This window comes from Curtobacterium sp. UNCCL17, assembly GCF_000686685.1.
Classification (GTDB): domain Bacteria; phylum Actinomycetota; class Actinomycetes; order Actinomycetales; family Microbacteriaceae; genus Curtobacterium; species Curtobacterium flaccumfaciens.
This window is the reverse complement of record NZ_KK366000.1, coordinates 143186-156732: the sequence shown is the minus strand read 5'-3', so window position 1 is coordinate 156732 and position 13547 is coordinate 143186. Positions and strand designations below refer to the sequence as shown.

Here is a 13547-nt window from a genome sequence, read left to right as displayed (position 1 = left end):
GGGCTCGCTCGTCTCGGGCGAGCGTCGTCAGACGACGCTCAGGGGCGGGTGTGCCGGGTACGGCTCAGGACTGGGCGAAGAAGTTCGCCTCGATGTCGGACTCTACCTCAGCAGGCTCACCGCTCACTGCGACGTGCGCCGGCGACAGGAGGAAGACCTTGTTCGTGACGCGCTCGATCTTGCCGAACAGACCGAGCGACAGCCCGGAGGCGAAGTCGATCATGCGTCGGGCGTCACCCTCGGTCATCTGCGAGAGGTTGATGATGACGGGGATGCCGTCGCGGAAGCTCTCGGCGATGGACTGGGCGTCCTTGTACTCGCGCGGGTGGACGGTGAGGATCTCGTTCATTTCCTGGACCGGGGTCGCCTTCTGTGCGGTCGTGTGCGAGCGGCGGAGCGGAGTGACCTGGGCGCCGCGCTGGTGGGTGTGCGTCTTGGTGGGAGCCGGGACGGCTGCGGGAGCGGCCGCGGGGGCTGCTGCCGCCGCGGGGGTCTCCTGCGGCTCGGCGGGCGCCGGAGCAGCCGCCGCGGCCTGGCGTGCAGGGGCTGCCTGCTGGCGCGCGGGCTCGGCCTGCTGCTCGTCCTCGTAGTCGAGTTCCTCATCGGCGAGGCCGAGGTAGACCATCGTCTTCTTCAGCGGGTTGGCCATGGTTCCTCCGGGGTTCGTGCTCGTGGTGCCCTGCAACGAGGCTAGGGTGCGGGCGGCCGGTTTCCCGTGATTGCGGTGCCGATCCGCAGGTGTGTCGCGCCCTCGAGGATCGCCTCGGCGTAGTCCCCGCTCATGCCGGCCGAGATGTCGGTCGCAGCGGGTTCGAGCGCCACGACCCGTTCGGAGATCGAGCGGAGTCGGGCGAAGGCGGCTCGGGGCTCCTCGTCCAGTGGCGCGACCGCCATGACACCCCGCAGTCGGATCGTCCCGGTGTCCAGCACGCGCGACACCATGGCCTCGACGTCGCCCGGCTGCACCCCGCCACGGCCGGGGTCGTCGGTGAGGTTCACCTGCACGAACCCGTCGATGACCGGGGGTTCCGGCTCGGCCTCGGTCGGGGCGAACGCGTCGACGACGGACCCACGGTCGAGCGACTGCACCACGTGGGCGTACCGCCGGGCCTGCCGGGCCTTCTTCGACTGCAGCTGCCCGACGAAGTGCCAGGTCAGGCCGAGGTCCGCCAGCTCGGCGGCCTTCGCCTGCGCCTCCTGGTGGCGGTTCTCCCCCACGTCCGTCACGCCGAGTGCGGCGAGCTCGCGGACGAGCGACGCCGGGTGGTACTTCGTGATGACGACGAGCGTCAGCTCGTCGGGCGAGCGCCCTGCGGCGCGCGCCGCGTCGGCGATGCCGCTCCTGACGGACGCGAGACGCGCCTCCGGTCCGTCGTCGGGTGACGAGGCGGACGGGAGGCGCGTGTCGGCTACCAAGGGTGGGTTACTTCAGGAAGTCGGGGACGTCGAGCTCGTCGTCGTCGTCGAACGCCGGGTCGGCGGCGCGCTGCACCGGCGGCTGGTGCTCCTGCGAGGCCCAGGACGGGCTCGACGTGGTCGAGTCCTCGATCGCGCCGGTCGAGGCGGCGACGGGCGCCGCGGCGCTCGACTCCGGGTCGACGTAGCTCGAGCGGCGTTCCTTCTGCTGCTGCGCCGGCTCGCCGCCGTCGAAGCCCGCGGCGATGACGGTCACGCGGACCTCGTCGCCCAGGGTGTCGTCGATGACCGCACCGAAGATAATGTTCGCCTCGGGGTGCACGGCTTCCTGCACCAGACGCGCGGCGTCGTTGATCTCGAAGATGCCGAGGTTCGAGCCACCCTGGATCGACAGCAGCACGCCGTGCGCACCGTCGATCGAGGCCTCGAGCAGCGGCGACGCGACGGCGAGCTCGGCCGCCTTGATCGCACGGTCGGCACCGCGGGACGAGCCGATGCCCATGAGTGCGGAACCCGCACCCTGCATGACGCTCTTGACGTCGGCGAAGTCGAGGTTGATCAGACCCGGGGTGGTGATGAGGTCGGTGATGCCCTGCACACCGGCGAGGAGCACCTGGTCGGCCGTGGCGAAGGCCTCGACCATGGAGATGCCACGGTCGCTGATCTCGAGCAGGCGGTCGTTCGGGACGACGATGAGCGTGTCGACCTCGTCCTTGAGGCCCGCGACGCCGTTCTCGGCCTGCGACTGGCGACGCTTGCCCTCGAAGCTGAAGGGCTTCGTGACGACACCGATGGTCAGTGCGCCGATGGACTTCGCGATGCGTGCGACGACCGGTGCGCCACCGGTGCCGGTGCCGCCGCCCTCGCCCGCGGTGACGAACACCATGTCGGCGCCGGCCAGGGCCTCTTCGATCTCCTCGGCGTGGTCCTCGGCGGCACGACGGCCGACCTCGGGGTCCGCGCCGGCACCGAGGCCGCGGGTGATCTCGCGGCCGACGTCGAGCTTGACGTCGGCGTCGCTGAGCAGCAGGGCCTGGGCGTCGGTGTTGATCGCGATGAACTCAACGCCACGGAGACCGAGCTCGATCATGCGGTTGACGGCGTTGACGCCGCCGCCGCCGACACCGACGACCTTGATGACGGCGAGGTAGTTGTGGTTCGTGGTCACGTCAGTCAGGCCTCCGGTCGAACCCTCAACCTCTACTTGAAGTTCAGGGGCAATGCTGGTAGATGTGGTGCTGTCTTCGACGCTACGGGTGCGTTCGGCGCGCTGTCGCCCCGCCACGCCGCGTGTCGCCGATCAGGTCCGGCAATTCAGTCCTTGGCGCGGATCACGCCGTTGTCCGGCGCCGAGACGTCGTACTCGACGACGACGCCGGGGTTCCGCGCCGCGTGGTCCTTGACCAGCGCGGCGAGCAGTTCGGCCTTCGCCACCGAGTCGTCCGGGCTCCCCCACACGACGGTCGAGCCGTCCTTGAGGGTCAGGGTGACGTCGTCGGCCGTCGACCCGGCGACACGCGTCACCTGGGTACGAACGGTCGACGGCAGCGCCAGCACGACCTCGGTCATCGTTCGGAAGCTCGCGGAACCGAGGCGCGCTCGGCCGATGTCGGCGAGCGGCATCGTGGCGGGACGCTTCGGCGACGACTGCACGACGATGCCCGCGGGGTCGACGAGGTCGAACGTGCTGCCGGACTGCACCGCGACCACCGGCGTGCGCTCGGTCACCGTGACGACGAGCGTGTGCGGCGGAGCCTCCTCGGTCACGTAGCTCTCGATGAGCGGGAAGCCGGCGACGTCCCGCTTGATCGCGTCGAAGTCGAGCCGGGCCAGGGGCGTGCCGATCTGGTCGGACAGCGCCTGGCGCAGCGCGGACTCGTCGACGCGGTTGGTGCCCTTGATCTCGATCGTGCGGAGCGCCATCAACGGTGAGAACACCGCGACGAGGATCGAGACCCCGAGCACGAGGACGACGCTCGCCGCCGTGATCCACGCGGCGCGACGGTGCCGGCTGCGCCGGGTGAACCGGCGGACCTCGGCACGCTCGAGCAACCGGCGTCGACGCTTCGCGATGCGTGCCTCACGCGCGGTCTCGGCAGCGCGCACCCGCGCCCCGATGGGCGCCTCGGCGTGCTGGTCGGTCCGGGAGGCACCGGTCGCGTCGAGCACGTCGGTCACGGTCGCGTCGTGGTCGGCTCCACCGCTCGTGGCGGCTCGGCGTTCCGCGTCGCGGCGGTCGGCCTCCGGGTCCCGGTGGTCCTCGTTCGGCGTGTACTCACGCAGGCGGTCCGCCACGGTGGAGAGTCCGGCGCCGAAGCGGCGTCCGGCCGCACCGGCGAAGGCGCCGACGCGGTCCCGCTGGGGACCGGAGGTGTCGGCGTCGGGCTGGACCGCCGGGGTGGGGTCGACCGTCTCGTCGACCGGGGTTTCCGGGGCGGACGCGGGGCGGGCCTCCCGGTCGTCGGCGACGCGTCCGCGGAACGGGAGCCGCGGCTTCGAGGGACCACGACGCTGCCGGGGCGCTTCCGCGGCCTCGGCCGGGGCGTCCCTGCGGGCGTCCCCCTCGTCGAACCCCTCGGGGCGCTTCACCGGGCCGACGCTCCGTCGGCGCCCAGGGCGCCGAGCACCTGCGGGATGATCCGGTACACGTCGCCGCAGCTGAGCGTCATGATGATGTCGCCGTCGCGGGCGACCGCGGCCGCGCGTGCCGCCGCCTCGTCCCAGTCGGGCAGGAACTCGACGCGCGACTGGTCGGCGAAACGCTCCTGCACCAGGGCCCCGGTCACGCCGGGCTCCGGGTCCTCGCGGGCGCCGTAGACGTCGAGCACGACCGTGTGGTCGGCGAGCTCCTCGTACACCTTGGCGAAGTCGCCGGCCATCAGGCGGGTGCGCGAGTACAGGTGCGGCTGGTGGATGGCGATGATGCGGCCGTCGCCGACGACGTTGCGGGCGGCCTTGAGCGCCGCGGCGACCTCGGTCGGGTGGTGGGCGTAGTCGTCGTAGACCGAGACCCCGCGCTCGACGCCGTGCAGCTCGAAGCGGCGCTGGGTGCCGCCGAACGCCTCGAGCCCGCGGATCGCGTCGGCCGGGGCGATGCCGAGACCGGTCAGGACCGCGAAGGCGCCGACGGCGTTGATCGCGTTGTGCCGGCCGGGCACGCGGAGGGTCAGGTGGTACGCCTCGCCACCGGCGCGGAAGTCGACCTCGACGCCGGCCGACTCGGTGATGCCCTCGATGCGGACGTCCGCGTCGACGGCCTCGCCGAACGTGACGATCTCGGGGGCGTCGGCGCGCTGGCGGATGCCGGCCGTGACCGTCTTCGCACCGGCGTCGTCGCTCGAGATGACGACGCGCTCGCTCGCCTTCGCGGCGAACTCGACGAAGGCCTCGGTGAAGGCCTCCTCGCTGCCGTAGTGGTCCAGGTGGTCGGCGTCGACGTTGGTGACCAGGGCCACGGCGACGTCGTAGAGCAGGAACGAGCCGTCGGACTCGTCGGCCTCGACCACGAACAGGTCACTGGATCCCGGGGCCGAACTCGTGCCGAGGGACTGGATGACGCCGCCGTTGACGAAGCTCGGGTCGAGGCCGAGCTCGACCATCGCCGTGACGATCATGCCGGTCGAGGTGGTCTTGCCGTGCGCACCGGCGACCGCGACGAGGCGGTGCTCGGCGATCAGGGCGGCGAGGGCCTGCGAGCGGTGGAGCACCGGCAGACCGCGGCGCTGCGCCTCGAGGAGCTCGGGGTTGTCGGGCCAGAGGGCGCTCGTGACGACGATGGTGTCGGCCTGGCCGACGTTCGCCGCGTCGTGACCGATGTGCACGGTCGCGCCGAGGTCGCGCATCGTGCCGGTCGTCTCCGTCTCGCGGGAGTCGCTGCCCGTCACGCGGTGTCCGGCGGCGAGGAACATCCGCGCGATCCCGCTCATGCCCGCGCCGCCGATGCCGACGAAGTGCACCGTGCCCAGGTCGTCCGGGATCGGCTGGGTCAGGTCCGGCTTGATGGTCATCGTTCCTCCGTGGTGCTGGGGGCCTGCTTCGCGGCGTCGAGGACCAGGTCGGTCATCCGGTCGGCGCCGTCGCGGTGGCCGACGCTGCCCGCCCGCACGGTCATGTCCGCGATGCGGGAGCGGTCCTGCAGGATGCTCAGCAGCTGGAACGTCACCCAGTCCTGGTCGAATTCCCCGTCGGCCACGAGGACGGCTCCCCCGGCGTCGACGACGTCCTTCGCGTTGTGGCGCTGCTCGCCGTTGCCCACCGGGTACGGCACGAGCACGCTCGGCAGCCCGACCGCGGTCAGCTCGCACACCATGCCGGCACCCGAACGCGACACGACGAAGTCGCTCGCCGCGTACGCCAGGTCCATCCGGTCGCAGTAGGGCTGCACGTGGTAGCCCTCGAGCTCGCTCGGGCCGATGTCCGACGCGGCACCCACGACGTGCAGGATCTGCCAGCCGGCGCCCACGATCGTGGCGGCGGACCTGTTGATCGTCCGGTTGATGCTCCGCGCACCCGAGGAGCCACCGGTCACGAGCAGCACGGGCCGCTCCGGGTCGAGCCCGAACTCGGCGAGCCCCTCGGCCCGGACGGCACGGCGGTCGAGTGACTCGATCTCGCGACGGAGCGGCATGCCGACGACGCGGCCGTGGCGCAGGCGGGTGTTCGAGAAGGTCAGGCCGACGTGCTCGGTCAGGAACGCGGCGAGGCGGTTGGCCAGCCCGGGCTTGGCGTTCTGCTCGTGCACGACGATCGGGGTGCCGGTGCGGCGCGCGGCGATGTACGCCGGAGCGGCCGCGTAGCCACCGACGCCGAGGACCACCTCGATCTCGTGGTCGCGGATGATCTGCTCGGTCCGCTTGACCGCCGCCGCGAAGCGCTGCGGGAAGCGCAGGGCCGCGCCGTTGAGCTTCCGCGGGAACGGCAGGCGCGGGATCGTCAGCAGCTCGTAGCCGCGCATCGGGACGAGGCGGGACTCCAGGCCCTCGGCGGTGCCCAGCACGAGCACCTCGGCGCCGGGCTCCCGCTCGGTCAGCCGGTCGGCGACCGCGAGCAGGGGGTTGACGTGGCCGGCGGTGCCGCCGCCGGCGAAGAGGTACTTGCTCACCGCAGTGATCCGTTCGTGGAGGTCCGGCCGAGTGGGGCGTTCGTCAGGCCGGGGTCGTTCTTGCCGGGCAGGTCACGGGCGAAGGAGAGCACGACGCCGATCGCCACCAGGGTCATGATGAGGGCCGAACCACCGGCCGAGATGAGTGGCAGGGGCACACCGAGCACGGGCAGCAGTCCGAGCACGACGGCGATGTTGATGAGCGCCTGGCCGATGATCCACGCGAGGATGCCACCGGTGACCGTCTTCACGAAGGGGTCGCGGGACTGCCGGATGATCTTGATCATGCCGACGGCGAGCACCACGAACAGGCTGAGCACCACGACGGCGCCGATCAGGCCGAGCTCCTCGCCGATGATCGCGAAGATGTAGTCGTTGTCCGCCTCGGGCAACCACGACCACTTCGCCTTCGAGTTGCCGAGGCCGACGCCGAACACGCCGCCGGACGCGAGCGCCCACATGCCGTGCACGGGCTGCCAGCAGATGTCCTGGTACTGGCTGGTGTCGGTGCACCCGGACAGCCAGGCGCTGATGCGGGTCGAGCGAGATGCCGAGGCCATCGTCACGAAGGGCAGCATCACGGCGAACGCACCGAGGCCGACGAGCAGGTGCCGGGCGCGGACGCCGCCGATGTACAGCGCGCCGAACACCAGGATGAGCATGACCATCGCGGTGCCCTGGTCACCGCCGAGGACGACGAGCCCGAGCGAGAGCATCGAGGCGATCCCGATCGGGATGAACACCTCTTTCCAGTCGTCGAGCTTGTCCCGCTTGACGTAGATGATGGCGCCGATGCCGAGCACCAGGCCGAGCTTCACGACCTCGGACGGCTGCGCGGTGAACGACCCGAGCTCGATCCAGTTCCGGTTGCCCTGGATGTCGATGCCGAGCGGGGTGAACACGAGCAGCTGCAGCACGAGCGCCGCACCGAGCAGCCGCATCGCCCACTTCCGCCAGATCCGGGTCGGGACCCGGCTGGCGATGAGCATGAGCGGCACGCCGAGCACGGCGTACAGGCCCTGGCGGGACGCCGCCCCGAAGAAGTCGTGGGTCGCCGCGTACTCCTCGACGCTCGACGAGGACAGCACCATCACGACGCCGAAGACGACGAGGAACAGCGTGACGCCGAGGATCGTGTAGAAGGTGCTGGACTCCGCGACGAAGACGTTCTTGACGGCGACGATCGCGCCGTTGGTCCGTCGTGGGGTCGACGCGGTCCGGCCGTTACGGCTGTTCGGAAGATCCGTCGGTGTCGTCGCCATCGACTTCTCCTCCCAGGTGCTCGTTGACCGCGGCCGCGAAACGCTGCCCCCGGTCGGCGTAGGAGCCGAACTGGTCGAACGACGCCGCCGCCGGGGCGAGGAGGACGGTGTCGCCCGGCCTCGCGACCGATGCGGCATGCCGGACCGCCTCGCGCATGACCTGATCAGTGTCCGTCGTCTCCACCTGGAGCACCGGGACCGTGGACGCGTGTCGCGCGAATGCCTCGAGGACCGGGGTCCGGTCGGTGCCGATCACCACGACGGCGCGGACGCCGGGGCCGAAGCGCTCGACCAGACCGTCGACGTCGACGCCCTTGAACAGGCCACCGACGATCCACACGACGGTGTCGAACGACGCGAGCGACGCGGTGGCGGCGTGCGGGTTCGTGGCCTTGGAGTCGTCGACCCAGGTGATGCCGTCCGCCTGGGCCACGAGCTCGGTGCGGTGGTGGTCGGCGCGGAACGCCCGGACGGCCGACTGGATGGCGCTCGGCTGGACGGTGCCGGCACGGGCCAGTGCAGCGGCGGCCAGGACGTTCATGGTCATGTGCGGGCTGGCGAGCCCGGCGGCCTCGAGGTCGGCGATGGTGGACAGCTCGAGCGCGCTGTTGCGACGGTCCTCGTTGAAGGCACGGTCGCACAGGACGTCCTCGACGATGCCGACGTCGCCGGGAGCGGGGACGCCGGGGGTGAAGCCGACCGCACGGCAGCCCTCCACCACGTCGGCTTCCTGCACCATCTGCCGGGTGGCGTCGTCCGAGGTGTTGTAGACGCACGCCATCACGGTGCGCTCGTAGACCTTGGCCTTCGCCGCGCGGTACGCCTCGGCGGAGCCGTGCCACTCCAGGTGGTCGTCGGCGATGTTCAGGCAGGCGCTCGCGAGCGGCACCACGGCACCGTCGCCGGACGTCGCCGCGTAGTGCAGCTGGTGGCTCGAGAGCTCGACGACGAGCACGTCGTAGCCGACCGGGTCGCGGACGACGTCGAGCACCGGCACGCCGATGTTCCCGCACGCGACGGCACGCAGGCCGCCGGCCTCGTACATCGCGGTCGTGAGCTGTGTCGTCGTGGTCTTGCCGTTCGTGCCCGTGATCGTGATCCAGGGGGCGGCGACCGGGCCGCGGACGACCTTGTCGCGCACGCGCCAGGCGAGCTCGATGTCACCCCAGACGGTGCTGTTCGTCACCGACCACCGCACGGTGGCGTTGTGCGGGGGCAGTCCCGGCGACACGATGACGACGTCGGGTGCCTGCTGCACGAGCGCGTCCGGCACGGTGTCGAGCGGCGTCTGCAGGAATCGGGCACCGATCACGTCGAGCAGCTCGACGCTGTCGGCGGGGGCGTCGGAGGAGTAGACCGTCACCTCGCTGCCGAGCTCCACGAGTGTGTCGGCGACCGAGAACCCGGTGGCTCCGAGGCCGAGGACGGCGACGTTCAGCCCCTTCCACCCCTCGGAGTACCAGCTGTCGAGGGACTGGAGGCGGGACGGCGAGGACACCGGGTCAACCAACGCGTGCGATCCATTCGAGGTAGAAGAGTCCGACCCCCGCCGCGACGAAGAGCCCGGCGATGATCCAGAAGCGGACGACGACGGTCACCTCGGCCCACCCCTTCAGTTCGAAGTGGTGGTGCAGCGGACTCATCAGGAAGATGCGCTTGCCGTGGGTGATCTTGAAGTAGGCCCGCTGCAGGATGACGGAGCCGGTGACGATGAAGAACAGGCCACCGATGAGGATGAGCAGCAGCTCGGTGCGGCTGAGGATCGCGAGGCCGGCCAGGGCGCCGCCGAGGCCGAGCGAACCGGTGTCACCGAGGAAGATCTGCGCCGGCGAGGTGTTGTACCAGAGGAACCCGATGAGCCCACCGCAGACCGCGGCCGCGACCACGGCGAGGTCGAGCGGGTTCGACACGGTGTAGCAGGCGTGTGCGGTGTTCGAGTCGAGGCGGGCGCCGCCGCAGATCTGGTTCGACTGCCAGAAACCGATGATGACGTACGAGCCGATCGCCAGGATGCTCGACCCGGTGGCCAGGCCGTCGAGCCCGTCGGCCACGTTCACGCCGTTCGACGTCGACACCGTCAGCAGGACGATCCAGGCGAGGAACAACACGGTGCCGATCACCGTGCCGAGCGCCATGAAGTCGAGCCACGGCACGTCGCGGATCGCCGAGATCATCGTCGATGCCGGCGGCTTGCCGTTCGACGTCGGCACGACCAGGGCGATCGTGGCGAAGATGACGCCGACGATGACCTGGCCGAGGATCTTGGCCCAGCCGCCGAGCCCGAGGCTCCGCTGACGCCGCACCTTCAGGAAGTCGTCGATGAAGCCGACGAACCCGAGCCCGACCATCAGGAACAGCACGAGCAGGCCGGACAGCGTGATCGAGTCACGCCCGATCAGGTGGCCGACGAAGTACCCGATCACCGCACCGATGATCAGGACGATGCCGCCCATGGTGGCAGTCCCGCGCTTGGTGTGGTGGGACTGCGGACCGTCGTCACGGATGAACTGCCCCCACCCGAGACGGTGGAAGAGCTTGATGAAGAACGGGGTGAGCAGCAACGTGAACACCAGCGACGTGGCGCCGGCGACGAGGAGCGCGATCATTCGGTGACACCTCCGAGGCGGTCGCCGAGGAATCGCAGTTCGGCAGACTTCGAGGACTTGACGAGGACGACGTCGCCGGGGCGGAGCATCTCCTGCATGGCACGGACGGCGTCGTCGACGTCCTCGATGTACACAGACTCGCCGTCCCACGATCCCTCGAGGGTGGCGGCCTGGTGGATGGGCATCGCGCCGCGGCCGACGACCACGAGCTGTCCGATGCCGAGGCGGACGACGAGCCGACCGATGCGGTCGTGCTCCTCGACGGAGAACTCACCGAGCTCGGCCATCTCACCGAGCACGGCGACGGTCCGCTCCCCCGGGCGCACGATCTGCGCCAGGGTCCGCAGCGCCGCCGCGGTGGAGTCGGGCGACGCGTTGTACGCGTCGTTGATGACGGTGACGCCCTCGGGGCCGCCCTGGAGCAGTTCCATGCGCCAGCGCTCGGCGCGCGTCATCGACGCGAGCGCCGCGGCGCCGTCGGCGAGCGGGACGCCCCACAGGTGGGCCACCGTGAGCGCGGCGGACGCGTTCATCGCGTGGTGCTCACCCAGGATCGCGAGGCGCACGTCGACGTGATCCGGGCCTCCAGTCAGGGTCGCGTCCGTCGGACGGTCGCCTTCGGGGCGGCGGGGAGGCGCGGTGAGGGTGAAGCGGGTGCCGCTGCGGTCCGTCTCGATGCCGGTGATGCGGTAGTCGGCCTCCGCCGACGTGCCGAAGCCCACCACGCGCGCGGCCGTCAGGTCGCGCATCGACGCGACGCGGTCGTCGTCGACGTTGAGCAGGGCCGTGGCGGTCTCGGGAAGGTCGGTAACCATCTCGGACTTTGCGCGCTGCGTCGCCTCGATGCCGCCGAACTCGCCGGCGTGCGCGAGGCCCACCTTGAGGACGACACCGAGGTCGGGCTCGGCGATCGACACGAGTTTGGCGATGTGGCCGACGCCGCTCGCGCCCATCTCGACCACCAGGTACCGGGTGTCGTAGGTGATGCGGAGCATCGAGATCGGAGCGCCGACGTGGTTGTTGAACGAGCCCTCGGGCGCGACGGTCGCGCCGTGCTGCTCGAGGATCGTGCGGAGCATGTTCTTCGTGCTCGTCTTGCCGTTCGAGCCGGTGATGCCGACGACCCGCAGGGGTGCCGGGCGACCGTCGGCGTCGACGCGGTCCGCGGTGCTCATCCGGACGCGCGTGACGACCTCGTGCGCGAGCGCGGCGAGGGCCTCGTACCCGTCGGTGACGACGATCTGCGGCGCGGTCGTGTCCACGCGCTCGGGCGTGATCACCAGGGCGGCACCGGCGTCGACGGCCGCGGCCACGAAGCGTCGGCCGTCGGTGACCTCACCGGGCAGGGCGAAGAAGACGCTGCCGGGGCGGACCAGGCGCGAGTCGGTCTCGACCGAGCCCTCGACGACCAGGTCGCCGGGCTCGGCGACGTCGGTCGCCTGCTCGCCGCCGATCAGCTCGCCGCCGACCGCGGTGGCGATCTCGGCGAGGGTCATGGCGATCATCGGACGTCCTCCGCCGGACCGGAGTTCGGCTCCCAGCCGGCCTCGCGCAGGGCCGCGCGGGCCTCGTCGCGGGCGGAGTAGGGCGTGCGGACGCCCTGGATGTCGCGGTAGTCCTGGTGACCCGGGCCGGCCCAGAGGATCGAGTCCCCCTCGCCGACCAGGCTCACGGCCGTGCGGATCGCCGCCTCGGGCGGGCTGACCTCGTGGACCTCGTGGTCCGGGTAGGCGGCACGTGCTGCGTCGACCAGGGTCTTCCGGATCGACGCGGCGTCCTCGAAGCGCGGGTGGTGGTCGGTGACGACCAGGATGTCGCTGCCGGCCGCGGCCACGCGGGCCATGTCGCCGCGCTTCGTGGTGTCGCGGTCGCCGTCGGCGCCGAACAGCATGAGGACCTTGCCGGAGGTGAACTGCCGGACGGCGGCGAGGGTGTTCTCGAACGCGTCGGCGCTGTGGCCGAAGTCGACGTAGACGCTCGGGCCGTGCTCGCCGGAGACGCGCTCCGTGCGGCCGGGCAGGTAGCACTCGATGGCGGAGACACGGTGCGGCTCGCCGTCGCGCTCGCTCGCGTCGTCCTCGTCCGGGTAGCGGCGGTGGCCCGACTCGAGCGCGTGCGCGATGGCACCGAGCTCGAACCCGCCCTCGACGAGCATCACGATCGCGAGTGCCGCGTTCGCCGCCATGTGCCAGCCGATCAGCGGCACACGGGTCGTCAGCTCGCGACCCTCGGGGCCGGTCAGACGGAACTCGGTGTAGGCGGCGTGCGCCTCGACGATGTCGACGTGCCACTCGGCCTCGACGTCGGGGTGCACCGTGATCGTGGTCACGGGGATGCGGGAGTCCTGCACCACGCGGTGGCCCCAGTCGGTGTCCAGCGAGACGACGCCGCGACGGGCGTGCTCGGGCTGGAACAGCGGGAGCTTCGCCTGGTAGTACTCCTCCATGTCGGCGTAGTCGTCGAGGTGGTCGTGCGACAGGTTCGTGAAGGCTGCGACGTCGAAGACGATGCCGTCGACGCGGTGCCGGCTGAGGGCCTGGGCGCTGACCTCGACGGCGACCGCACGGACCTCGCTCTCGCGCATGCGGGCGAGGAGCGCGTGCATCTCGCTGGCCTCGGGCGTGGTCAGGCGGCTCGTCACGCTGAGCGAACCGATGTGGCGCTCGGCGGTCGAGCTCAGGCCGGTGACCAGGCCGAGCTGCTTGAGGATGCCCTCGAGGATGTACGACGTGCTCGTCTTGCCGTTCGTGCCGGTGACGGCGAACAGCTGCGGCAGGTCGGTGGCCTCGTCGGGGTGGGTGCGGTAGACCCACGCCGCGACGTCGCCGAGGGCGGCGCGGGGGTCGTCGACGACGAGCACCGGCAGCCCGGACGGCTCGACCAGTGCGACGCCGTCCTGGTCGGTCAGGACGGCGACGGCGCCGCGCTCGGCGGCCTCCGTCGCGAACTGTGCGCCGTGCCGGTTGGCACCGTGCACGCCGACGAACAGGTCACCCGGCTGCACCTCCGTGGCGCTCAGGGTGACACCGGTGGTCTCGATGCTGTCGACCGAGCCGACGACTCGCAGACCGAACGCGTTGGCGAGTTCGGAGACGGCCCTCGGGGTCGGGTGTTCGGGTCGGAGGACCGGGGGGATCCGTGCGGACAAGTGTTCCTTCTTCC

General features: G+C 71.1%; 11 protein-coding genes. All 11 read right to left on the bottom strand.

Going from position 1 to position 13547, the window contains the following annotated elements; translation table 11 throughout:
• Positions 1-64 precede the first annotated feature (64 nt).
• Positions 65-649, bottom strand: a complete 585-nt coding sequence (locus tag BR70_RS0105560; protein WP_027465253.1) for a cell division protein SepF — start codon at positions 647-649, stop codon at positions 65-67.
• 41 nt (positions 650-690) lie between these two features.
• Positions 691-1416 carry a YggS family pyridoxal phosphate-dependent enzyme gene (locus BR70_RS0105555; RefSeq protein WP_027465252.1) on the bottom strand — a complete coding sequence of 242 codons (726 nt, stop codon included), beginning with the start codon at positions 1414-1416 and terminating at the stop codon, positions 691-693.
• Between the two features lie 7 nt (positions 1417-1423).
• Positions 1424-2584 (bottom strand): cell division protein FtsZ, encoded by a 1161-nt coding sequence (ftsZ, locus tag BR70_RS0105550; protein ID WP_027465251.1) that lies wholly within the window; start codon positions 2582-2584, stop codon positions 1424-1426.
• A 146-nt stretch (positions 2585-2730) separates the two neighbouring features.
• The gene (locus tag BR70_RS22180) at positions 2731-4005 is read right to left on the bottom strand and encodes a cell division protein FtsQ/DivIB (RefSeq protein ID WP_051596681.1); all 1275 of its coding nucleotides are present in this window, start codon (positions 4003-4005) and stop codon (positions 2731-2733) included.
• Entirely contained in the window at positions 4002-5423 is a 1422-nt protein-coding gene (murC, locus tag BR70_RS0105540; RefSeq protein WP_027465250.1) for a UDP-N-acetylmuramate--L-alanine ligase, read from the bottom strand. Before murC ends, BR70_RS22180 begins: the two co-directional genes overlap by 4 nt.
• Complete coding sequence (murG, locus tag BR70_RS0105535; RefSeq protein WP_027465249.1) at positions 5420-6517, bottom strand: undecaprenyldiphospho-muramoylpentapeptide beta-N-acetylglucosaminyltransferase; 1098 nt, start codon at positions 6515-6517, stop codon at positions 5420-5422. The genes murC and murG overlap by 4 nt, the downstream gene beginning before the upstream one ends.
• Positions 6514-7779, bottom strand: a complete 1266-nt coding sequence (gene ftsW / locus BR70_RS0105530; protein ID WP_027465248.1) for a putative lipid II flippase FtsW — start codon at positions 7777-7779, stop codon at positions 6514-6516. Before ftsW ends, murG begins: the two co-directional genes overlap by 4 nt.
• A complete protein-coding gene (gene murD / locus BR70_RS0105525) occupies positions 7742-9277 on the bottom strand; it encodes a UDP-N-acetylmuramoyl-L-alanine--D-glutamate ligase (protein WP_027465247.1) in 1536 nt (511 codons plus the stop codon). Before murD ends, ftsW begins: the two co-directional genes overlap by 38 nt.
• Positions 9278-9281: 4 nt before the next feature.
• A complete protein-coding gene (mraY, locus tag BR70_RS0105520) occupies positions 9282-10385 on the bottom strand; it encodes a phospho-N-acetylmuramoyl-pentapeptide-transferase (protein WP_027465246.1) in 1104 nt (367 codons plus the stop codon).
• Positions 10382-11890 (bottom strand): UDP-N-acetylmuramoyl-tripeptide--D-alanyl-D-alanine ligase, encoded by a 1509-nt coding sequence (locus BR70_RS0105515; RefSeq protein ID WP_027465245.1) that lies wholly within the window; start codon positions 11888-11890, stop codon positions 10382-10384. Before BR70_RS0105515 ends, mraY begins: the two co-directional genes overlap by 4 nt.
• Positions 11887-13533: a Mur ligase family protein gene (locus tag BR70_RS19745; RefSeq protein WP_035808210.1), complete on the bottom strand. Its 1647-nt coding sequence runs from the start codon at positions 13531-13533 to the stop codon at positions 11887-11889. Before BR70_RS19745 ends, BR70_RS0105515 begins: the two co-directional genes overlap by 4 nt.
• Positions 13534-13547: the final 14 nt, after the last annotated feature.